19 protein-coding genes are annotated in these 21,081 nt (G+C 78.1%); 12 read left to right on the top strand and 7 right to left on the bottom strand.

The features are described from left to right. Positions 1-29: 29 nt before the first annotated feature. Positions 30-251 (top strand): hypothetical protein, encoded by a 222-nt coding sequence (locus Q0789_RS02220; RefSeq protein WP_298801686.1) that lies wholly within the window; start codon positions 30-32, stop codon positions 249-251. A 268-nt stretch (positions 252-519) separates the two neighbouring features. On the opposite strand, the gene msrA is transcribed toward Q0789_RS02220, so the two are convergent. Then, positions 520-1,185, bottom strand: a complete 666-nt coding sequence (msrA, locus tag Q0789_RS02215; RefSeq protein ID WP_366917611.1) for a peptide-methionine (S)-S-oxide reductase MsrA — start codon at positions 1,183-1,185, stop codon at positions 520-522. A 176-nt stretch (positions 1,186-1,361) separates the two neighbouring features. Beyond that, complete coding sequence (locus Q0789_RS02210) at positions 1,362-2,894, bottom strand: PLP-dependent aminotransferase family protein (protein WP_298801682.1); 1,533 nt, start codon at positions 2,892-2,894, stop codon at positions 1,362-1,364. Between the two features lie 378 nt (positions 2,895-3,272). Between Q0789_RS02210 and Q0789_RS02205 the strand changes: the two genes are divergently transcribed. The 6 genes from Q0789_RS02205 to Q0789_RS02180 all read left to right on the top strand — a co-directional run bounded on the left by Q0789_RS02205 (position 3,273) and on the right by Q0789_RS02180 (position 8,978). Beyond that, positions 3,273-3,449, top strand: coding sequence for a hypothetical protein (locus Q0789_RS02205; protein ID WP_298801680.1), 177 nt, complete (start codon positions 3,273-3,275; stop codon positions 3,447-3,449). A 19-nt stretch (positions 3,450-3,468) separates the two neighbouring features. Further along, complete coding sequence (locus tag Q0789_RS02200; protein WP_298801678.1) at positions 3,469-4,212, top strand: hypothetical protein; 744 nt, start codon at positions 3,469-3,471, stop codon at positions 4,210-4,212. A gap of 127 nt (positions 4,213-4,339) precedes the next feature. Continuing rightward, complete coding sequence (locus Q0789_RS02195; RefSeq protein WP_366917610.1) at positions 4,340-5,488, top strand: cystathionine gamma-synthase; 1,149 nt, start codon at positions 4,340-4,342, stop codon at positions 5,486-5,488. Further along, the gene (gene ilvA, locus Q0789_RS02190; protein WP_298801675.1) at positions 5,485-6,747 is read left to right on the top strand and encodes a threonine ammonia-lyase; all 1,263 of its coding nucleotides are present in this window, start codon (positions 5,485-5,487) and stop codon (positions 6,745-6,747) included. The genes Q0789_RS02195 and ilvA overlap by 4 nt, the downstream gene beginning before the upstream one ends. A 228-nt stretch (positions 6,748-6,975) precedes the next feature. Further along, the gene (locus Q0789_RS02185) at positions 6,976-8,082 is read left to right on the top strand and encodes an ATP-binding cassette domain-containing protein (RefSeq protein ID WP_298801673.1); all 1,107 of its coding nucleotides are present in this window, start codon (positions 6,976-6,978) and stop codon (positions 8,080-8,082) included. Next, entirely contained in the window at positions 8,079-8,978 is a 900-nt protein-coding gene (locus Q0789_RS02180) for an ABC transporter permease (RefSeq protein WP_298801671.1), read from the top strand. The genes Q0789_RS02185 and Q0789_RS02180 overlap by 4 nt, the downstream gene beginning before the upstream one ends. Before the next feature lie 92 nt (positions 8,979-9,070). On the opposite strand, the gene greA is transcribed toward Q0789_RS02180, so the two are convergent. Both greA and Q0789_RS02170 read right to left on the bottom strand, forming a co-directional pair. Continuing rightward, positions 9,071-9,586 (bottom strand): transcription elongation factor GreA, encoded by a 516-nt coding sequence (gene greA, locus Q0789_RS02175; protein WP_298802187.1) that lies wholly within the window; start codon positions 9,584-9,586, stop codon positions 9,071-9,073. 324 nt (positions 9,587-9,910) lie between these two features. Then, on the bottom strand, positions 9,911-10,459 hold the full coding sequence (locus Q0789_RS02170) for a DUF4307 domain-containing protein (protein WP_298801670.1): 549 nt from the start codon (positions 10,457-10,459) through the stop codon (positions 9,911-9,913). 186 nt (positions 10,460-10,645) lie between these two features. On the opposite strand from Q0789_RS02170, the gene mca reads away from it, so the two are divergent. The 4 genes from mca to Q0789_RS02150 all read left to right on the top strand — a co-directional run bounded on the left by mca (position 10,646) and on the right by Q0789_RS02150 (position 14,251). Next, a complete protein-coding gene (gene mca, locus Q0789_RS02165; protein WP_366917609.1) occupies positions 10,646-11,524 on the top strand; it encodes a mycothiol conjugate amidase Mca in 879 nt (292 codons plus the stop codon). Next, on the top strand, positions 11,521-11,904 hold the full coding sequence (locus Q0789_RS02160) for a hypothetical protein (RefSeq protein ID WP_298801666.1): 384 nt from the start codon (positions 11,521-11,523) through the stop codon (positions 11,902-11,904). The genes mca and Q0789_RS02160 overlap by 4 nt, the downstream gene beginning before the upstream one ends. Positions 11,905-12,050: 146 nt before the next feature. Next, positions 12,051-13,493, top strand: a complete 1,443-nt coding sequence (locus tag Q0789_RS02155; protein WP_366917608.1) for a DUF1727 domain-containing protein — start codon at positions 12,051-12,053, stop codon at positions 13,491-13,493. Then, positions 13,490-14,251, top strand: coding sequence for a glutamine amidotransferase (locus Q0789_RS02150; protein WP_298801662.1), 762 nt, complete (start codon positions 13,490-13,492; stop codon positions 14,249-14,251). Before Q0789_RS02155 ends, Q0789_RS02150 begins: the two co-directional genes overlap by 4 nt. Before the next feature lie 79 nt (positions 14,252-14,330). Here Q0789_RS02150 and Q0789_RS02145 read toward each other — a convergent pair whose 3' ends face one another. Together Q0789_RS02145 and Q0789_RS02140 are read right to left on the bottom strand one after the other, a co-directional pair. Further along, a complete protein-coding gene (locus Q0789_RS02145) occupies positions 14,331-14,813 on the bottom strand; it encodes an ATP-binding protein (RefSeq protein WP_298801660.1) in 483 nt (160 codons plus the stop codon). 199 nt (positions 14,814-15,012) lie between these two features. After that, the gene (locus tag Q0789_RS02140; protein ID WP_298801658.1) at positions 15,013-17,781 is read right to left on the bottom strand and encodes an EAL domain-containing protein; all 2,769 of its coding nucleotides are present in this window, start codon (positions 17,779-17,781) and stop codon (positions 15,013-15,015) included. Positions 17,782-17,919: 138 nt separating this feature from the next. On the opposite strand from Q0789_RS02140, the gene Q0789_RS02135 reads away from it, so the two are divergent. Next, the gene (locus Q0789_RS02135; RefSeq protein ID WP_298801657.1) at positions 17,920-20,013 is read left to right on the top strand and encodes a thioredoxin domain-containing protein; all 2,094 of its coding nucleotides are present in this window, start codon (positions 17,920-17,922) and stop codon (positions 20,011-20,013) included. Between the two features lie 187 nt (positions 20,014-20,200). On the opposite strand, the gene Q0789_RS02130 is transcribed toward Q0789_RS02135, so the two are convergent. Further along, positions 20,201-20,899, bottom strand: coding sequence for a hemolysin III family protein (locus Q0789_RS02130; protein ID WP_366917607.1), 699 nt, complete (start codon positions 20,897-20,899; stop codon positions 20,201-20,203). Positions 20,900-21,081: the final 182 nt, after the last annotated feature.

Below are 21,081 nucleotides of genomic sequence, written 5' to 3'. Positions count from 1 at the left end.
GGCGGTGGGGGCGGTCGTAGCGTCGTCGCATGACGAGCTCGACGGACCCCAGCTACGCCCCCGACCCGATCCAGCCCGAGGTGCCCGCGGTCAAGGACCGCCAGGAGCACGGCAAGGAGCCCGACCTCGCCGAGGAGGTGCTCGACCACCGCGCCGAGCGCGAGCAGGAGCTCGTCCGCGAGGACGCCGGGCAGGGCGACCACGGTCCGCAGAGCTTCGACCGCGACGCGGTGCCGAACGCCGAGGAGTGACGCCGGGCCGCAGGCCCGTCGTCAGCGCCTGTCTCGCCCCTGGGGGCGATGTGTGGCCATGTCGCCCCCAGAGCCACGTCCCGCGGGGCGACATGGCCACACGTCGTCCTCGGCGACGGCGGACGGGGCGACATGGCCACACGTCGCCCCGAGCGAGGCCCTGCGAGGGCGACATGGCCACACGTCGCCGTCAGGGGGCGGGCGTCCGGACACGACGGAGCCCCGGTGACCAGCTGGTCACCGGGGCTCCGTCACGTCACGGACCGCGTCAGCGGGCGGCCTCCGCGGGGGCCGCGCCGTCGGCGGGAAGGATGCCCGCCGGGCAGCTGACGCCCGTGCCGGCGAGGCCGCAGTAGCCGTTCGGCACCTTGTGCAGGTACTGCTGGTGGTAGTCCTCGGCGTGGAAGAACGGACCCGCCTCGGACGCCGGGCGCAGCTCGGTGGTGACGGGGCCGAGGCGGAAGCGCTCGAGCTCGGCGGCGAAGGCGTCGCGCGAGGCGCGGACGACCTCGCCCTGCTCCTCCGTCGTCCAGTACACGGCCGAGCGGTACTGGGTGCCGACGTCGTTGCCCTGGCGGGCGCCCTGGGTGGGGTCGTGCTCCTCCCAGAACGTGCGCAGCAGCGTCTCGGCGTCCGTGACGGCCGGGTCGTAGGCGACCATCACCGTCTCGGTGTGACCGGTCCGCGCGGTGCAGGTCTCCTCGTACGTCGGGTGGGGCGTGAAGCCGCCCATGTACCCGACGGCGGTGGTGACGACGCCGTCCATGCCCCAGAAGAGGCGCTCGGCGCCCCAGAAGCAGCCCATCGCCACGTACAGCCGCTGGGTGCCCTCCGGCCACGGACCCTCCAGCGGGGTCCCGAGCACCGCGTGCGTGGTGGGCACGTGGTACGGGCGGTGCTCGCGGCCCGGCAGGGCCTGGTCGCGCTCGACCATCGTCGTCTTCGTGCGGGTCCCGAACAGGGCCACGGGTCCTCCTCGCGGGTCGTCGGTCGGGTGGGGCTCGCACCCCTCCCGGTCTGCCCCGCACAACGCCGCCAGCGCCCTCGTCCTTCCCCCGCCCGCCCCGGACGCCCCCGCCCCGACGGCCAGGACGTCGGGCAGGAGGCCGCTCAGCCCATGAGCGCGCCGGTCCGCGTCGTCGTCGGGGCGCCCCAGGCGCGCTCGGCGTCCGCGACGGCGCGCGCCAGCCGGTCGACGGCGTCGAGCAGCACCGGCACCGGCTGGGTGAAGGGCAGCCGCAGGTGGTCGTCGAAGGCGTGGCCCGTGCCGAAGCGCGAGCCCGTGGCGAGGAAGAGCCCGTGCCGCTCGGCGGCGTCGGTGACGGCGGACGACGACGTCCCGCGCGGCAGCCGGCACCACAGCGACAGCCCGCCCGCGGGGAGGGGCACGTCCCACGCCGGGAACCGGTCGCGCAGGGCCCCGACGAGGGCGTCGCGCTGCTCCCGCAGGCGGGCGCGCCGCTCGACGAGCCCGGCGTCCAGCCCGTCGAGGAGCACGCACGCCGCCAGCTGGTCGACCACGGGCAGGGCGCCGTGGTCGCGCGACGCGCTCGCCGCCACCCGGGCGAGGACGGACGGCTCGCCGCGCAGCCATCCCACCCGCAGGCCCGCCCACACGGACTTGCTCAGCGAGCCGGCCGTGAGCACCGCGCCCGGCCGGGCGGACGCGGCCAGCGGCGGCCGGGACGACGGGTCGTCGTCCGGCTCGAGGGCCAGGTCGGCGAGCGTCTCGTCCGCGAGCACGACGACGCCGCGCTGCTCCATCGACGCCACCACGCGCTGCCGCTCCTCGGGGGTGAGGACGGCGCCCGTGGGGTTGGCGAAGTCGGGCACGAGGTAGGCCATCGCCGGCGCCGTCTCGCGCGCCGCGCGGTGCAGCGCCGCGGGGAAGCCGCCCGCGCCGTCGGGCGCCCGCGGGTCGCGCGGCACCGGGACGGCGACGGCGCCCAGCTCGCCGAGGAGGTCGAGGGCGTTGGGCCACGTCGGGTGCTCGACGAGGACGCGGGCCCCGGGGGCCCCGCCCCGACCCGCGGAGAGAGGAGGTCCGGCGACGGCGCGCAGCGCGCCCGAGATGGCGGCGCTGGCCCCGGTGGTGACGAGCACCTGCTCGGCCGTCGTCGGCAGGCCGCGGGCGGTCATCCGCTCGGCGACGCGCGCCCGCAGGTCGGCGAGGCCACCGGCCACGTACCCGTGGCCGGGGAGCATGCGGGGCAGCGCCTCGAGCGCCGCCGCGTAGGCGTCGGCCACCTCGGGCGGCCCGGCGGGGGAGGCGTACGTGAGGTCCACGGTGCCGTCGCGGGGGCTGCCGGGGACGAAGGCGGCGACGACGCCGCTGCGGTCGGGGACGCTCGTCCACGTGCCCGCCCCGCGCCGCGAGGCGGCCCAGCCGCTCTCGCGCAGCCGCGCGTAGGCGGAGGTGACGGTGACCCGGCTGACGCCGAGGGCCGCGGCCAGCTCGCGCTCCGCGGGCAGCCGCCCCCCGACCGGCAGGCGCCCGTCCGCGACGAGGCCGCGCAGGGCGACGGCCAGGGTCGCCGCGACCGGGGGGTGCAGCGTCGCGCGACCGACGAGCGCGGCCAGCCGCTCGGCCGAGCGGCGCGCCGCCGGGACGTCGTGGGGCGCCGCGCCGCTGCTCGCGCTCATCGGGCCAGCGTCGCACGACCGAACCCCCCGGTGGCCCGCGGTGAGCAGGCCACCTCGCGGACGCGGCCAGGGCGCGGGGGTGCCGCGGCCTCCCTCCGACGGTGTCTCGAGGGCGAGTCGTCACCTGTTCGCCCTGCACCGGGGCTGCGGGGGGCGAGTCGTCGCCTGTTCGCCCTGCAGGCGGTGCGGGGAGGGCGAGTCGTCGTTCGTCCGCCCTCGGGAGGGAGGGCGTCAGGGCGAGTCGTCGCCGGTTCGCCGTGGGACGGGGGCGGTGCGCTCCTCGCGAGGGCCGCGAGGGCGGTGCGCCGGCTCAGGAGCAGGCCACCCTCGCCGGATTGGCCTGCCCTGCGCCAGCCACTCGAGGAGCACCATGGGCGCATGGCCCTCGTCGTCCTCACCGCCCTGCTCGCCGTCCTCCTCGTCGCCGCCGTCGTCGGCCTCGTCCGCGACCTGCGCGCCGACGGCTACGGCTCCGCCCACACCTCCGGCGAGGGGCTGCACTGGCAGCACCGCGCCCGCGGCGACCGCGCGTTCGCCGGGCCGGGCCCGCGCTGAGCCCGCGCCGAGCCCCCCGATGAGCCCCCGCACCGGTCGGGCGGCCCGACGCGCGACCGGTCGCCGCGGCGTCCCGGCCTCTGCTGCGGCCACCACCCCTGCTGCGGCCCCGGCCTGGTCGTTGCCGCACCGGCTGGTGCGCCTCGTCGTCGGCCAGCTCCTCTTCGGGCTGGCGCTCGCGATGCTCCTGCGGGCCGGCTGGGGCGGGGCGCCGTGGGACGTGCTGCACCAGGGCGTCGCCCTGCGCACCGGCTGGGCCTTCGGCCTCGTCGTGCTCCTCGCGGGCGCCGTCGTCCTCCTCCTCTGGGTGCCGCTGCGCGTGCGCCCAGGCGTGGGCACGGTCGGCAACGTCGTCCTCGTGGCCCTGGCGATCGAGGTGGGCCTGGCCGTGCTGCCCCCGGCGGGGTCGTGGCCGGTCGCCGTCGTCCTCGTCGTCGTCGGGGTCGTCCTCAACGGCGCCGCGACGGCGCTCTACGTCGGCGTCGCCCTCGGCCCCGGCCCCCGCGACGGGCTCATGACCGGGCTCGCGGCGCGCACCGGGCTCCCGGTCGGCCTCGTCCGCGGGGCGCTCGAGGTGGCGGTCGTGGCCGTCGGCTGGGCCCTCGGCGGCACGGTCGGCGTCGGCACCCTCGCCTACGCCCTGGGCATCGGCCCCGTCGTCGGGCTCCTCCTTCCGCGGCTGTCCATGCCCGGGGCCGGTGCGGCTGTCGGACGGCGGACCCCCGCGACGACGGCGCCCGCGCCCGGGAGCACCGGCGGGTAGCGTCCCCGTCGTGAGCCAGGTCCCCGACGACGCGCACCAGCCGGACGACGAGACCGCGGAGCCGGGCCACGCCCCGCCCGCGGCCGGCCCCCAGGACTGGTCGGCGTCGGGCTTCGCCACCCGCGCCATCCACGCGGGGTCGGAGCCCGACCCGCGGACGGGCGCGGTCGTCCCCGCCGTCCACGTGGCGACGACGTACGCCCAGGACGGCGTCGGCGGCCTGCGCGCCGGCTACGAGTACTCGCGGTCGGCCAACCCGACCCGCGACGCGCTGCAGGAGTGCCTCGCGGCGCTCGAGGGCGGCACGGCGGGCTTCGCCTTCGCCTCGGGCCTGGCCGCCGAGGACGCGCTCCTGCGGGCCGTGCTCGAGCCCGGCGACCACGTCGTCATCCCCGACGACGCCTACGGCGGCACCTTCCGCCTCTTCGCGAAGGTGGCGGCCCGGTGGGGCGTCGAGCACACCGCGGCCGACCTGTCCGACCCGGCGGCCGTCGCCGCGGCCATGACCGACCGCACGCGCCTCGTCTGGTGCGAGACGCCGACCAACCCCCTCCTCGGCGTCGCCGACGTCGCCGCGCTGGCCCGCACGGCGCACGAGCGCGGGGCCCTGCTCGCCGTCGACAGCACCTTCGCGACGCCGTACCTGCAGCAGCCGCTGTCCCTCGGCGCCGACGTCGTCGTCCACTCGACGACGAAGTACTGCGGCGGGCACTCCGACGTCGTGGGCGGCGCGCTCGTCGTCGGGGAGGCGACGGCGCGCGGCGGGGAGCCGCTGGCCGAGCTGCTCGCCTTCCACCAGAACGCCATGGGCGCCGTCGCCGGCCCCTTCGACGCGTGGCTCGTGCTGCGCGGCCTCAAGACCCTCGCCGTGCGCATGGAGCGCCACTGCGACAGCGCCGAGCGCGTGGCCGCCCACCTGCGCGAGCACCCCGCCGTCCGCGAGGTGCTCTACCCGGGGCTGGCCGACCACCCGGGCCACGACGTCGCCGCCCGCCAGATGCGGCGCTTCGGCGGCATGGTCTCCGTGCGGCTCGCCGACGAGGCGGCCGCGGTCGCGATGTGCGGGCGCACGCGCGTCTTCACGCTCGCCGAGTCGCTCGGCGGCGTCGAGTCCCTGGTCGAGCACCCCGCCCGCATGACCCACGCCAGCGCCGCCGGCTCCCCGCTCGAGGTGCCCGCCGACCTCGTGCGCCTCTCGGTGGGCCTGGAGGAGGTCGAGGACCTGCTCGCCGACCTCGACCGGGCGCTCGAGGGCGCCGCCCCGGCGCCGCGGTGAGCCCCCGGACGAGCCCCGGGACGAGCACGGGACCGGGCGGTCGGGCCGAGCAGCTGCCCGCCGTCACCCTCGACGACGTCCGGGCCGCGGACGCCCTGCTCGACGGCGTCGTCCGGCGCACGCCGCTCGAGCCGAGCGCCGCGCTGTCGGAGCTGGTGGGCGGCCCGGTGCTGCTCAAGTGCGAGAACCTCCAGCACGCGGGCTCGTTCAAGATCCGCGGTGCCTACACGCGGATGTCGCGCCTGTCGGAGGCCGAGCGGGAGCGCGGGGTCGTCGCCGCGAGCGCCGGCAACCACGCCCAGGGCGTGGCGCTGGCGGCGCGGCTGCTCGGCATCCGCTCGACGATCTGGATGCCCGTCGGCGCGCCCATCCCCAAGGTCGAGGCCACCCGCCGGTACGGCGCCGAGGTGCACCAGGCGGGCACGACGGTCGACGAGGCCCTCGTGCACGCCCTGGCGCACGAGCGGGAGACCGGGGCGGTGCTCATCCACCCCTTCGACCACGCCGACATCGTCGCCGGGCAGGGGACGGTGGGCCTCGAGCTGCTCGAGCAGGCGCCCGACGTCCGCACGGTCGTCGTCTGCACGGGCGGAGGCGGGCTCGTCGCGGGCATCGCGACGGCGGTGAAGGCGATCGCGCCGCACGTGCGGGTCGTCGCGGCGCAGGCGGAGGGCGCGGCAGCCTGGCCCGCCTCGCTCGACGCCGGCGAGCCGCGGGCGCTCGCCCGGATGGCGACGATGGCGGACGGCATCGCCGTCGGCCGGCCCGGAGACGTCCCCTTCGGGCTCGTGCGCGAGCTCGTCGACGACGTCGTCACGGTCGCCGAGGAGTCGCTCTCGCGGGCGCTGCTGATGCTCCTCGAGCGCAGCAAGCTCGTCGTCGAGCCCGCCGGCGCGGCGGCGGCGGCCGCGCTCCTCGAGGCGCCGGAGGCCTTCGAGCCGCCCGTCGCCGTCGTGCTCTCGGGCGGCAACATCGACCCGCTGCTGCTCATGCGCGTCATCCGCCACGGCATGGCGGCCGCGGGGCGCTACCTCGGGTGCCGGGTGCGGGTGCCGGACCGCCCCGGCGCGCTGTCCGGCGTGCTCGCGGTCCTCGCCGAGGCGGACGCCAACGTCCTCGAGGTCTTCCACACCCGCACGACGGCGGCCCTCGCCGTCGACGAGGTCGAGATCGGCCTGCAGCTCGAGACCAAGGGGCACGACCACGCGACCGCGGTTCTGGCCGCGCTCGCCGCCTCCGGGGTGCGGCCCGTCGCCTGACCGCCACCCGCGCCGTCCCGTCGCCTGACCGCCACCGCGCCGTCCCGTCGCCGGGCGCCGACCGATGAGTCCAGCGGCTGCGCGCGGTCGGAGGACGTGCAGCGGTCGAGCGACCGCCGCACGGGAGGAGGCGGACGTGCACGAGGACGACCTGGCGGGGACGGCGCGGTGCGGACGGGCCGGTCCCCGGCCGCAGCGGGTGTCGGACCTCCTGGCTACGGTCCGCCCATGACCACATCGGCGACCACGCCCGAGCCCGCGGCGCGCTCGCGCACCGGGGCGACGGGCGGCACCCGCGGCAGCACGCAGGACCACCCCGTCGTCGCCGAGGGCCTCGTCAAGCGGTACGGCAGCGTCACGGCCCTCGACGGGCTCAGCCTCTCCGTGCCGCGCGGGAGCGTCCTCGGCGTGCTCGGGCCCAACGGCGCGGGCAAGACGACGGCCGTGCGCGTGCTCACGACGCTGCTGCGCCCCGACGAGGGCCGGGCGAGCGTCGCGGGCGTCGACGTCCTGGCCGACCCGGCCGGCGTGCGGCGGCGCATCGGCGTCTCGGGCCAGTACGCCGCCGTCGACGAGCAGCTCACCGGCACCGAGAACCTGCAGATGGTGGGCGACCTCTACCACCTCGGCCGCGGGCCGAGCCGGGCCCGCGCCCGCGAGCTGCTCGAGCGCTTCGACCTCACCGACGCCGGGTCCCGGCCGGTGAAGACCTACTCGGGCGGCATGCGCCGCCGCCTCGACCTGGCGGGCGCCCTCGTCGCCGAGCCCGAGGTGCTCTTCCTCGACGAGCCGACCACGGGCCTCGACCCCCGCAGCCGCCTCGGCATGTGGGAGGTCATCTCCGAGCTCGTGTCCGGCGGGACGACGCTGCTGCTGACGACGCAGTACCTCGAGGAGGCGGACCGGCTCGCCGACTCGATCGCCGTCATCGACCACGGCCGCGTCATCGCCGAGGGCACCGCCGACGAGCTCAAGGCGCAGGTCGGCGGCGAGCGCGTGGAGATCACGCTGGCGAGCGCCGAGGACGTCGGCGCGGCCCGCGCCGCGCTCGAGCGCGCCGGGGCGAGCGAGGTCGCCGTCGACGAGCAGACGCGCTCGTTGTCCGCGCCCGCGAGCGGCGGCACGGCCACGCTCGTCGCCGTGCTGGGCGACCTGCGCGAGAGCGGCGCCGAGGTGCTCGACGCCGGCGTGCGCCGGCCCACCCTCGATGACGTGTTCCTCACGCTGACGGGCCGGGCCGCGGAGGAGGCCGACGACGCAGGGGAGCCGGCGCCGGAGGACGGCGGCGGGAAGCGCCGACGAGGCGGTCGCCGACGAGGGGAGCACGCACGATGAGCACCACGACCACGGGGCAGCCCACGAGCGGTGCCGCGGGCACCGGTCGCCGCCTCGAGCCGCCGCCCGCGGGCGGCCTCGGCCAGGCGCTCGGCGACGGCTGGACGGTCGCCCGGCGCAACCTCATCCGCATCAAGCGGGTGCCCGACCTTCTCGTCGGGTCGATCGTCTCGCCGATCATGTTCGTGCTGCTCTTCGCCTACGTCTTCGGCGGCGCCATCGCGCTGCCCGGCGCGGGAGGCGCGCAGCCCGACCCGGCGGCCTACCGCGAGTACCTCATCGCCGGGATCTTCGCCCAGACCGTCATCTTCGGGGCCACCATCACCGGCTCGAGCATGGCCCAGGACCTCAAGTCCGGGATCATCGACCGCTTCCGGTCGCTGCCCATGGCGTCGTCCGCCGTGCTCGTGGGCCGCACCACGGCCGACGTCGTCAACAACCTGCTCACCGTCGTGATCATGACGATCACCGGTCTGGTGGTCGGGTGGCGCATCTCGACGTCGGTGGGGGAGGCGCTGCTCGGCTACGTCCTGCTGCTCTTCTTCGCGTACTGCGTCAGCTGGATCATGGCCTTCCTCGGCCTGCTCGTCCGGACGCCGGAGGTCTTCAACAACGTGACCTTCATCGTCATCTTCCCGCTGACGTTCATCGCCAACACGTTCGTGCCGCTGGAGAGCTTCCCTAGCGCTCTGCGGGCCTTCGCGGAGTGGAACCCCGTCTCCGCGGTGACGCAGGCGGTGCGCGAGCTCTTCGGCAACCTCCCCGCCGGCACCCCGGAGCCGACGGCCTGGGCGCTGCAGAACCCCGTGCTCTACACGCTCCTGTGGGGCCTGGTGCTGCTCGCGATCTTCGTGCCGCTCACCGTCCGGCAGTACCAGCGGGCGGCCGCCCGCTGACGCCCGCCCGGCACGACGACGGCCCGGCACCCCGAGGGGTGCCGGGCCGTCGTCGTGCGCGGTCCGTGCCGCGCGACCGCGCGGCGCGGGCGTCAGCCGGAGAAGGGCTTCGCGGAGACGACCTTCACGGGGATCGAGCGCCCGTTGGGGGCCGTGTACGTCGTCTCGTCGCCGGCGGACAGGCCGGAGATGGCCTCGCCGAGCGGGGAGGTGGGGCTGTAGACGTCCATGTCGGCGCCCTCGGCGACCTCGCGGGAGCCGAAGAGGAAGCGCATCTCGCGGCCCGCCACCTCGGCGACGACGACCATGCCGGGCTGGACGCGCCCGGAGTCCTGCGGCGCCTCGCCCACGCGTGCGTCGCGGAGCAGGGCGGTGAGCTGGCGGATGCGGCCCTCCTGCTTGCCCTGCTCCTCCTTGGCGGCGTGGTAGCCGCCGTTCTCCTTGAGGTCGCCCTCCTCGCGGGCGGCCTCGATGCGCTGGGCGATCTCCTGGCGGGCGGGCCCGGTGAGGTGGTCCAGCTCACCCTTGAGGCGGTCGTAGGCCTCCTGCGTGAGCCACGCGGGCTCGCGCTGGCCGTCGGCCGGCGCGGGCGCGGGCGTCTGCGTCATGTCGGTCACGGAGGACCTCCTTCGGTGCGCCGCCCGCGGTGCGCGGGCGGGGTGCGGGAGGGCGGTGCGCGGTGCGCGACGCCCTGGTCTCGACGTGGTCGTGCTCGTGGTGCGGTGCTGCTGGTGCGGTCCGGTGGCCCCGTCCCCCGGGGCCCGGCGGCCCCTGGGACCAGCGTCCCCTGCGGTGCGGTCCCCGGGGCGGCTGCTCGGTCCGGCCCCGGTGCCGGACCGGTGCCGGGAGCGGCCGTCGCGGGCGCGCTCCGCAGCACCGCGAAGGCGAGATGCTAGCCGATGGGGGCGCGGGGCCGTGCGGCGACGGGGGGCTCAGCCGTCGGCGAGCAGCTCGCAGCCCATGACCTCGGCGCTGACGGCGGGCTGCTGGGTGCGGATCTCGACCGACCGCCGGACGACGTCGCCGTCGGACGGACCGACGTCGACGGTCTGCCAGCCGACCGTCGTGAAGTCCTCGGCCAGCGCGCGCAGGTCGCACCGCGCCGTGCGGCCCGGGTCCATGGTCACCTGGAAGTCGAGCTCCACCGCCGTCGCCGTGGGGGCGGAGAAGCCGACGACCTGCGTCGAGACGCCCTCGCCCAGCAGCAGCGCGGGGCCGGCCCAGGCCGCCCACGCCAGGACGGCCGCGCCGCCGACCGCCGCGACGAGGACTCGGGCGCGGCGCCGTCGGGGCGAGGGCGCGCGCCGCCCGTAGCGCTCATCCAGGCGCGCCGTGCGCGAGCCTGCGCCACCGCTCCCCGCCGTGCTCGCCACCGCCGTCCCCGCCTCCGTCGTCGTCCCGTCGCGCGCCGCTCCTGCCCGGCTCGGCGGGGGGCTGCACCGCAGCGCCGCCCGCGTCGTCCAGAATGGCTCCTCGTCCACCCCGCGGCGCACACCCAGTGTCGCCGACGGCGACGACGAGGAGGAGCCCAGGTGTCAGAGAACGGCGTGGCCACCCGCGAGGGCGGGCCCGAGGCGCACGCGCGGCAGGCGCCGCGACCCGCCGACGTGGAGCTGGGGGACGCCGCGACGGCGGCCCTGCGGGCGGACGGCGGGCCCCTGCGCCTCATGGCCGTGCACGCCCACCCCGACGACGAGTCGAGCAAGGGCGCGGCCACCTCGGCGAAGTACGTGGCCGAGGGCGTCGAGGTCATGGTCGTCAGCTGCACCGGTGGCGAGCGCGGCGACATCCTCAACCCCAACCTCGCCGGCGACCCGCACGTGCTGCGCGACATGGCCGAGGTGCGCCGCCACGAGATGGCGGCCGCGGCCCAGGCCCTCGGCGTGCGCCACCGCTGGCTCGGCTTCGTCGACTCCGGCCTGCCCGAGGGCGACCCGCTGCCGCCGCTGCCCCCGGGGTGCTTCGGCCTGGAGGACGTCGAGACGGCCGCCGCCGCCCTCGTGCGCGTCGTCCGCGAGTTCCGCCCGCACGTCATGACGACGTACGACGAGAACGGCGGCTACCCGCACCCCGACCACGTCATGTGCCACAAGGTCTCCGTCGCCGCCTTCGAGGGCGCCGCCGACCTCGAGCGCTTCCCCGGCGGCGAGCCGTGGCAGCCGCTCAAGCTGTACTACAACGGCGGTTTCAGCCGGGAGCGCATCGAGGTCTTCCACCGGGCGATCGTCGAGTCCGGCGGGGAGTCGCCCTTCGCCGAGTGGCTCGAGCAGCGCTCCGACCGCCCCGAGCGGCGCATCGACGCCCGCATCCGCTGCGCCGAGCACTTCGAGGCGCGCGACCGCGCGCTGCTGGCCCACGCCACGCAGATCGACCCGGGCGGCTTCTTCTTCCGCGTGCCCCGCCAGCAGCAGGCGGAGCTGTGGCCCACCGAGGAGTTCGAGCTCGCCCGCAGCGCCGTCGGCACGGCCACGCCGGAGGACGACCTGTTCGCGGGCGTGCGCGACGTCGTCGGCGGGACGGCGCCCGCGCCGGGGTCCGCCGCGTGAGCTGGGCCGCGACCTGGCTCGTGGCGGGGGCCGCGACGCCGGTCGGGGCCCTGCTCGTCGCCCCGGTCGTGGGCCTCGGGGGCTCACCGCCCACCCCCGCGCCCGGTGAGGGCCCGGCGCCGTCCTCGGTGGGCCCCGGCACCGAGGGCTTCATCTGGACCTTCCTCGTGGTCCTCGCCGTGGTCCTCCTCCTCGTCAACATGGTGAGCCGTCTGCGCCGCATGGAGCACCGCCGTCGCCAGGACGAGGCCGCCGAGGACGAGCGCCGGCGCGGCGGCGGGGACGACGGCCCGGCGCCCGGGGGGGCCGACCGTCGCGACCCCGACCGCCCCGACCCCGACCGCCCAGACCCCGGCCGCCCCGGCGGGGGCGCGCCGTGAGCGGCGCCGGCTCCTCGGCGCCGGAGCCCGGCGCCTCGGGGGAGGCGTCGAGCGGGGGTGCGCCGCGCGAGGCGCTGCCCGTCGGCGCGCCCGCGCCGGGCACCTCCGACTCGCCGGCGGCGCCCCCGGCGGGCCGCCCAGCGCCGGTGCGGCCGGCCTCGCGCGCGGGGCTGCGCACCCGCGCCGCCCGCGCGGCGGGGGCCGCGGCGGGGGCGGCGTCGCGACTGCTGGGCCGCGGCGCCGGTGAGGTCGTCGCCGGTCGCGTCGTGCTCCGCCTCGCCCCGCGCGCCGTGCACGAGCTGGCCGGGGAGCGCGTGGCCGCCGTCGTCTCGGCGACCAACGGCAAGACGACGACCACCCGCCTGCTGACGGCGGCCCTCGCCGCAGGGGACGGCGCGCCCCGCGCGGTCGTCAGCAACGGCGGCGGCGCCAACATGCGCGCAGGCATCGTCACGGCCCTGACGAGCGGGCCGGGCGACGCCGTCCTCGAGGTCGACGAGATGCACCTCGCCGGGCTCCTGCCCGAGCTGGCGCCCCGCGTCGTCCTCCTCATGAACCTCTCCCGCGACCAGCTCGACCGCACCGCCGAGACGCGGCAGCTCGCCGCGGGGTGGCGCACGGCGCTCGCGGGGCTCGGCGCGGCCGGCGGCCGCGGCGTCGTCGTGGCGAACGCCGACGACCCCCTCGTCGTCTGGGCGGCGTCGTCGGCCCCCCGCGTCGTGTGGGTCTCGGTCGGCGCGTCGTGGACGGCCGACGCGCGCAGCTGCCCGCGCTGCGAGCAGCTGCTCACGCTGCCGGGCGACCCCGACGACGAGCGCGAGGCCACGGCCGCCGTGGAAGCCGCCCCCGCCGGCGCGGTGCCCGGTGACGCCGCGCCCTCCGGCGGCTGGCGCTGCCGCAGCTGCGGGCTCGCCCGCCCGACGCCCTCGCTCGTCCTCGAGGGCGACGTCGCCCGCGAGGTCGGCGCCCCCGCCGGGGGCGCCCCGACGGCACAGGGCGCTGCGACTCCCGGGCCCGGCGGGCACCCCGTGCGCCTGGCCCTGCCCGGCCAGGCGAACCGGCGCAACGCCGTCATGGCGGCCGCCGCGGCGGGCGAGCTCGGCGTCGGGCTCGGCGCCGCGCTCGCGGCCATGGCCGACGTCGGTGACGTGGCGGGTCGCTACGCCTGGCTGCGCGCCGAGGGCGTGCGCTTCTGGCTCCTCCTGGCGAAGAACCCGGCCGGCTGGGTGGAGAACTTCGACGTCATGGGCACGAGCGACCGGCCCCTCGTCCTCGCCATCAACGCGCAGGGGGCCGACGGCCGCGACACCTCGTGGATCTACGACGTGCCCTTCGAGCGCCTCGCCGGCCGCCGGGTCGTCGTGGCGGGGGAGCGGGCGGCCGACCTGTCGCTGCGGCTCGTCGTCGCCGGCGTCGAGCACGAGCGGGTGCCGGGCCTGCGCGACGCGCTGCGCGCCGCCCGCGCCCTCGGGGCGCCCGGCAGCGGGCCCGAGCGGGGCGGGCCCCCGGCGGAGGAGGTCGACGTGGTCGGCAACTACACGGCGTTCCAGCAGCTGCGCGCCATCGCGGCGACGGAGGCGGCGCGGTGAGCGCCGGGCCCTCGGCGGTGCGCGTGGCCGTCCTCTACCCCGAGCTGCTCGGCACCTACGGCGACGGCGGCAACGCCGCCGTCCTCGCCGCCCGGGCCCGCGCCCGGGGCATGGACGCCGAGGTCGTCGAGGTGGTCGGCAGCGAGGGGCTGCCGCAGGCCGACGTCTACCTGCTCGGCGGCGGGGAGGACGGGCCGCAGCGGCACGTCGCCCGCCTGCTCGCGCAGGAGGACCGGATGGCGCGCGCGGTCGACGCCGGCGGCGCCGTGCTCGCCGTCTGCGCCGGGATGCAGGTCCTCGGCAGCGCCTTCCGCGACGTCGACGGCTCCGTCCCGGGGCTGTCGCTGCTGCCCTGCCGCACCGTCGAGCCGCTGCCCGCCGAGCGGCGCGCCGTCGGCGAGGTCGTCGTCGAGGCCGACCCGAGCCTGGGCCTGCCCCCGCTGCTCGGCTTCGAGAACCACGGCGGGCGCACGGCCCTCGACGACGGCGCGGTGCCCCTGGGGCGCGTGCTGCGCGGCACCGGCAACGGGGTGGGGGAGGCCTCGGTCGACGGGGTCGTCGCGGGCCGCGTCGTCGGCACCTACCTGCACGGCCCGGTGCTGGCGCTCAACCCGGCCCTCGCCGACCGGCTCCTCGAGTGGGCCGCGGGCGTCGGCCCGGGCGGGCTCCCGGAGGGCGACGAGCGCCTCGCCGCGCTCGACGAGGCCGCCGGGGCGGCCCGCGCCGTGCGGCTGCGGATGGCGGGGCTCGGCGGGTAGCCGCCGGCGCTGCGGCGGGGCACGCAGCGCGAGCGCGCCCGGGCCGGTGGCCGGGCGGACCGCGGGTGCGGCGGCGGTGTCAGACCGCCGGGACGGCGGTGGCGGCCCGGGCGTCGGTGTCCGGGCCGTCGAAGGCGAAGCGCGCCCACACGTGCTTGAGCTCGGCGTCGGTGTACCAGCCCACGCCGTCGGCCAGCCGGGCCGCGAGGTGCATGCCGAAGCCGCCCTCCCCGAGGGCCCGGGCGGCCGCGAGCTCGGGCGAGGCGCCCGCGGCGGCGTCGGTGACGTCGACGACGAGGGCGCGCGCGTCGTCCACGAGGAGGCGGACCGAGCTGGGCGGGGCGCCGTGGCGCAGGGCGTTCGTGGCCAGCTCGCTGACGACGAGCACGACGCGGTCCTGCAGGTCGCCGAGCCCGGCCGAGTCCTCCTCGCCGCGACCCAGGAGCTCCGCGTGCAGGGACCGCCGGATGCGCGCCAGGTCGTCCGAGGTGGACAGCTCCCAGGTGGTGACCTCGGCGAAGCCGCCGGGCGGGCGGGTGCTCGCCCTGAGGGCCTGTGCCACGGGGACCTCCAGCACGTCGCTCGCTCGGTCGGGGGCGGGCCGGTCGGGCCGACCCCCCGGCTGCGCACGGTAGCGCGCGTCGGGTGCCGGGGCAGACGCTACGGCCCCCGCCGCCCGGGCGCGCGACCGGACGGGCGACGCGCCGGTGCGCCTCCCGCGCGGGCGCGCCGGCGGGACGACGGGGGAGCCGGGGGGCACGTCAGGCGCCCGTGCGGGCGGGCGGTCCCAGCGGCTCGCGCAGCAGGCCCCGGAAGGTCGCCAGGTCCACGGGCGGGGACCAGAGGTAGCCCTGCGCGCTCGGGCATCCCATGCGGCGCAGGAGGTCGGCCTGGGCGGGCTCCTCGACGCCCTCGGCGACGACGCCCAGCCCCAGCGCCTCGGCCATGCCGAGGACGCCGCGGACCACCGCGAGCGCCCGGTCGTCGGTGGTCGCCCCCGCGACCAAGCTGCGGTCGACCTTCACCCCGTCGACGGGCAGCTGCACGAGCTGGGCGAGCGAGCTGAAGCCCGTGCCGAAGTCGTCGACGGACACCTCGACGCCCAGGCGGTGCAGCGCGGAGAGGTCGGCGAGGAGGCTGCCGTGCACCTCGAGCAGGTGCGTCTCGGTGAGCTCGACGACGACGAGGTGCGGCGGGAGGCCGCTGGCCTCCAGGGCGCCGGCCACCGCGTCCACGAGCCCCGCGGCGGCCAGCTGGCGCCCGCTGACGTTGACGTGCAGCTTCAGGGGCCGGTCCGTCCGCGCGACCTCCGCCAGGTCGGCGGTCGCGCGGCGCAGGACCTGCTCGCCCATGCGGACGACGACGTCGCTGCCCTCGGCGACGTCGAGCCAGTCGCCCGGCGGCAGCAGGCCCCGCACGGGGTGCCGCCAGCGCACGAGGGCCTCGCAGCCGGTGACCGCGCCGTCCGCGAGGTCGACGACCGGCTGGTAGTGGACGACGAACTGGTCGAGGACGAGCGCCTCCCGCAGCTCCGCGGTGAGGGTGACGAGGCGGTCGGCGCGGGCCTCGAGCGAGCGGTCGAAGACGGCGGTCCGCCCGCGCCCGGAGCGCTTGGCGGCGTACATCGCGGTGTCGCTGCGCCGCAGCAGCTCGCCGGCGTCGTCGCCCGCCCCGGACACGGTGAGGCCGGCGCTCGCGCCGACGGCGACGAGCCGGCCGTCGAGGAGGACGGGACGGCCGACCGCCTCGAGCAGGCGCGCCGCGACCTCCTCGGCGTGCTGGGCGCTGTCGACCTCGGGGCAGCACACGACGAACTCGTCTCCGCCGATGCGGGCGACCGTGTCGCTCGCGCGGACGGCCTCGCCGAGGCGCTGCGCCGTCACCCGCAGGACGCGGTCGCCGGCCTCGTGGCCGAGGGAGTCGTTGACGGACTTGAAGTCGTCGAGGTCGAGGAAGACGAGCGCGACGAGGGCGCCGGAGCGCCGGGCCGCGGCGAGCGCCAGCGCGACGTGGTCGCGCAGGAGCACCCGGTTCGGCAGGCCCGTGAGCTCGTCGTGGAGGGCGAGGTGGACCAGCTGCGCCTCGGCGTCCTTGCGGGCCGTGACGTCGAGGAACTGGGCGACGACGACGCGCTCGTGCGGCGCCCCCGGAGCCGGGAGGGCGACGCGGTCGCCGGCGCCCGCGAGGAGGCCGGGGGCCACCGGTGACGGGAGGGCGGACAGGTGCACCTGCGCCCAGACGAGGGAGGAGTCCGCCCGCACGTGGGCGAGCTCCCCGGTCCAGGTGTCCCGCGTCGTCGCCGTGACCTCCTCGAGCACCTGTCGCACGGTGGCGAGGTCCTCCGGCCGCAGGTGGGCGAACCAGGAGACGGCCGGCGCCGCTGCGCCGTCCGCGCCGGGGTCCTGGGCGGGGACCCCGAGGAGGCGCTGGAGGGCGGGGTTGGGGTGCAGCAGGCGCCCGGCGGCCGCGCCGCCGACGACGAGGACGCCGTTGCCGATGAGGGCGGCGTCGATGGACGCGGCGAGCGCCGCACGGGCCTGCGCGAGCGAGGCGACGGCACGGCCCCGCTCCTCCTGGCTGGTCGCGAGCAGGACGCTGACGAGGACGGTGAGGACGAGGAAGAGCTGCACGACGGCCGCCCGCGCCGTCAGCGTCGAGAGCCCGGCGAAGAAGACGCCGTCGCCGAGGACGGCCACGGCCACCGCGAGGACGTCGAGCAGCACGGAGAGGACGGCGGTCCGGGGGAGCCCCATGCGCGAGCCGGACCACGCGAGCATCGGGAAGACGGAGAAGGCGAGCGGGAGCTGCGGCAGCCACGCGAAGGCGGCGAGGTAGGTGAGGACGCCGACGGCGACGAGGACGGCCCACTCCCCGAGGCGCGGACCGCTGACGAGCTCGCGGACCCCGCCCGGGCGCTCGAGGGCCAGGACGAGGACCAGGACGAGGAAGGTCCCCGCGGTGTTGCGCAGGCTGATCTGGACGAGCGTGCTCAGGACGTCGAGACCGATGGCGGCGCCGACCGCGGTGCTGAGCAGCCCGCTGGCCCCGCCCGCGACGGCCGAGGCGGCCAGCAGTCGGCCGGGCCGCGCGAGCCCCAGCCGGCCGTCCGCGGGCAGGCGGCAGCACCACCGCAGCGCCCGGGCCCCGACGAGCCCGTGGACGAGGTTCACCCCCGCGAGGGCGGGCGACGAACCGGTCACCACGTGGGCGAGCCACACGACCGCGAGGAGCAGGCCGGCGTCCAGGGCCCGCACCCGTGCGGGGCGGCGGGCGGCGAACCACCACACGGCCAGCCCGGCCGCGGGCCACAGGAGGGAGAAGAGCGTGCCCTCCGGACGCAGGTGCCGGCCGAGCAGGCAGGCGGCGAGCAGGAGGGCCGCCGTGCCCAGGGAGCGCGCCCACCACCGGCCGCCGAGGGGGACGGAGCCGGCGACGGACGGAGCGCGCTCGACGGACGGCCGCGCGCCGGGCCCAGCCGCGGCACCGTCGGTGCCCTCGGCCCCCGGGCGCGGCGGCACGCCGGTGCTCACGCCGCCCCCGCGGCGCACAGGTCTCCCCCCATGGAGAGGAGCGTCGCAGAGGAGCGCCGGGTGCGGGGGCAGAACGGACGAGGACGGGCGAGACGGGCGCCCGTGCGCTCGCGCACCGGGTGGGGGAGCATCGACGGCGTGCCGAACCGCCTGGCCGCCTCGACGAGCCCCTACCTGCTGCAGCACGCGGACAATCCCGTCGACTGGTGGGAGTGGGGGCCGGAGGCGTTCGCCGAGGCGCGGCGGCGCGACGTCCCCGTCCTCGTCTCCGTCGGGTACGCGGCGTGCCACTGGTGCCACGTCATGGCGCACGAGTCCTTCGAGGACCCGGAGGTGGGGCGCCAGCTCGCCGAGGGCTTCGTCGCCGTCAAGGTCGACCGTGAGGAGCGCCCCGACGTCGACGCCGCCCTCATGCGCGCCACGACGGCGCTGACGGGCCAGGGCGGCTGGCCGATGACCGTCCTCTGCACGCCGGACGGGGAGCCCTTCCACGCCGGCACGTACTACCCGCCGCGCCCCCACCCGCAGCTGCCGAGCTTCCGCCAGCTGCTGGACGCCGTCACGCAGGCGTGGACCGACCGGCGCGAGGAGGTCGTCGGCCAGAGCGCCCGGATCACGAGCGCGCTGGCCGAGCGCGCCCGCGCCGCGGCGACCGCGGACGGCGCCCCGCCCGACGCGGCGGCCCTGCAGGCCGCCGTCCGCGCGCTGGCCGCGGAGGAGGACCGGGCGCACGGGGGCTTCGGCGGCGCCCCGAAGTTCCCGCCGTCGGCGGCCTGCCTGTGGCTCCTGCGGCACGCCGCGAGCGGGGCGCCCACCGCCGGGGAGGCGCTCGGCCTCGCCGGTCGCACGCTGACGGCGATGGCGCGCTCGGGGACGTACGACCAGGTCGCGGGCGGCTTCGCCCGCTACGCCGTCGACGCCGGCTGGGTCGTGCCGCACTTCGAGAAGATGCTCTACGACAACGCCCAGCTGGCCCGCGCCTACCTGCACTGGTGGCGCCTCACGGGCGAGCCGACCGGAGCGCGCGTGGCCGCGGAGATCTGCGACTGGATGCTCGCGGCGCTGCGCACGCCCGAGGGCGGCCTCGCCTCCTCCCTGGACGCCGACACGACGGTCGAGCGGCCCGACGGGAGCAGGGGCGGCGTCGAGGGCGCCACGTACGTCTGGACGCCGTCGCAGCTCGTCGACGTCCTCGGCGAGGACGACGGCGCCTGGGCCGCCGAGCTGCTCGGCGTCACGCCCGAGGGCACCTTCGAGCACGGCACCTCCACCGCGCGGCTCGTGCGCGACCCCTGGGTCGACCCCGCCGAGGCCGCGCGGTGGACCGACGTGCGGGCGCGGCTCCGGGCCGCCCGCGCGCAGCGCCCGCAGCCGGGGCGCGACGACAAGGTCGTCCTCGCGTGGGACGGGCTGGCGGTGGCCGCGCTGGCCGAGGCGGGGGTGCTCCTCGAGCGCCCCGACCTCCTGGCGGCGGCCGTCCGCTGCGCCGACCTCCTGCTCGCCGTGCACCTCGACGACGACGGCCGCTGGCGGCGCACCTCCCGCGACGGTCGGGCCGGACCCTCGCGCGCCGTCCTGGAGGACCTCGGCGACCTCGCCGAGGGGCTGCTGGCCCTCCACGCCGCGACCGGCGACCCGGCCTGGGCGGAGACGGCCGAGGCCCTGTGCGCCGAGGTCCTCGCCGAGCACGCGGGCGACGACGGCGCGCTCGCCGACGTCCCGGCGTCGTCCGACGACGCCGTGCTCGCCCGCCTCGGCCACGCTGCGGACCCCACGGACGGCGCGGCGCCCTCGGGCACGAGCGCCGCGGCGGGGGCGCTGCTCGCGGTGTCCGCCCTCACGGGCTCCGACGCGTTCCGCGCCGCGGCCGAGCGCGCCCTGGCGCCCGCGGGAGCGCTCGCCGCCACCGCGCCGCGCTTCGCGGGGTGGGCCCTCGCCGTCGCGGAGGCCCTGGTGGACGGGCCGCGCGAGGTCGCCGTCGTGGGCACCTCCGCGGCCGACGACCCCGAGGGGCGCGCCGCCGCCGACGAGCTGCACCGCACCGCCCTCGCGGGGACGGCGCCCGGGCTCGTCGTCACGCGGGGACGGCCGGGGGCCGACCAGCCCCCGCTGCTGCGCGGCCGGGGGCTCGCGGGCGGTCGCGCCACCGCCTACGTGTGCCGGGGGCACGTCTGCGACGCCCCCACCACCGACCCCGCGGTGCTCGCCGCCGCCGTCGGCGCCCGCCGCTGACCGCGCCCCCTGCGGGGGGCGACGTGTGGCCATGTCGCCGTCGGGGCGTGGGCCAGGGGCGATGTGTGGCCATGTCGCCCCGCCGACGTCCCCCGCAGGGGCGACATGGCCACACATGGCCTGCGGGGCGCGGGCGGAGGGGCCGCGGCTCCGCGCCGGGACGGCGCGGCACCGCCCCGGTCCGGCGTCAGGACGTCGGGAGGTCCCCGCTGTAGAGCGCGAGCGAGGCCGCGACGTAGTGGCAGACGAAGGCCACGACGGTGAGCGCGTGGAAGATCTCGTGGAAGCCGAAGTAGCGCGGGCTCGGGTCGGGCCGCTTGAGGCCGTAGACGAGCGCGCCGGCGGTGTAGAGCAGGCCCCCGACGACGACGAGGACGAGCACGGCGGGCCCGCCCCCCTCGAGGAACTGCGGGAGGAAGGCCACGGCGACCCAGCCCATGGCGACGTAGGCGGGCACGTAGAGCCAGCGCGGCGCGCCCACCCAGAAGATGCGGAACGCGATGCCGACGAGGGCGGCGATCCAGGCCACGAGCAGGAGGACGCGCTGGGGTCCGGGCTGCAGGAGCAGCACGGCGAAGGGCGTGTAGGTGCCCGCGATGATGAGGAAGATGTTCGAGTGGTCGAACCGCTTGAGCAGCACCTGCGTGCGCGGCGACCAGCGTCCGCGGTGGTAGAGCGCGCTGACGCCGAAGAGCATCGCCGCGGTGAGCCCGAAGACCGCCATCGCCCAGCGGCTCTCGGTCGTCGGCGCGAGGCTGACGGCCACGATCCCCGCGGCGAGGACGAGCGGGAACATGCCGAGGTGCAGCCAGCCCCGCAGCAGGGGCTTGACGGCGCCGCCCGGCCCGCGCCGCCCGCCGTCGCCGGCGGTGGGCGCCGTCCGCACCTCCTCGGGGCGGCCCGGGTCCGCGGAGCGCAGCGCCCCGTCGTCGCCGGGGTCGGGCGCCGCCGGGGCACCTCCGCGGCCGCTGCCGCTGCGCGCCTGGTCCACGTGGCCTCCTCCGCACCCGCGTCGGCGGGCGCCGCCGGCGTCCGCCCGTGCTGTCGCACCCGCCCTCCCCGCAGGAC

This window comes from uncultured Pseudokineococcus sp., assembly GCF_947499845.1.
GTDB lineage: Bacteria > Actinomycetota > Actinomycetes > Actinomycetales > Quadrisphaeraceae > Pseudokineococcus.
The sequence above is the reverse complement of the archived record's forward strand: the minus strand, read 5'-3'. Positions and strand labels throughout refer to the sequence as shown.

Coding starts and splice junctions, on each gene's coding strand:
- Q0789_RS02220 (WP_298801686.1), top strand. CDS start 30: ATGACGAGCTCGACGGACCCCAGCTACGCCCCCGACCCGATCCAGCCC.
- msrA (WP_366917611.1), bottom strand. CDS start 1,185: ATGGTCGAGCGCGACCAGGCCCTGCCGGGCCGCGAGCACCGCCCGTAC.
- Q0789_RS02210 (WP_298801682.1), bottom strand. CDS start 2,894: ATGAGCGCGAGCAGCGGCGCGGCGCCCCACGACGTCCCGGCGGCGCGC.
- Q0789_RS02205 (WP_298801680.1), top strand. CDS start 3,273: ATGGCCCTCGTCGTCCTCACCGCCCTGCTCGCCGTCCTCCTCGTCGCC.
- Q0789_RS02200 (WP_298801678.1), top strand. CDS start 3,469: ATGAGCCCCCGCACCGGTCGGGCGGCCCGACGCGCGACCGGTCGCCGC.
- Q0789_RS02185 (WP_298801673.1), top strand. CDS start 6,976: ATGACCACATCGGCGACCACGCCCGAGCCCGCGGCGCGCTCGCGCACC.
- Q0789_RS02180 (WP_298801671.1), top strand. CDS start 8,079: ATGAGCACCACGACCACGGGGCAGCCCACGAGCGGTGCCGCGGGCACC.
- greA (WP_298802187.1), bottom strand. CDS start 9,586: ATGACGCAGACGCCCGCGCCCGCGCCGGCCGACGGCCAGCGCGAGCCC.
- mca (WP_366917609.1), top strand. CDS start 10,646: ATGGCCGTGCACGCCCACCCCGACGACGAGTCGAGCAAGGGCGCGGCC.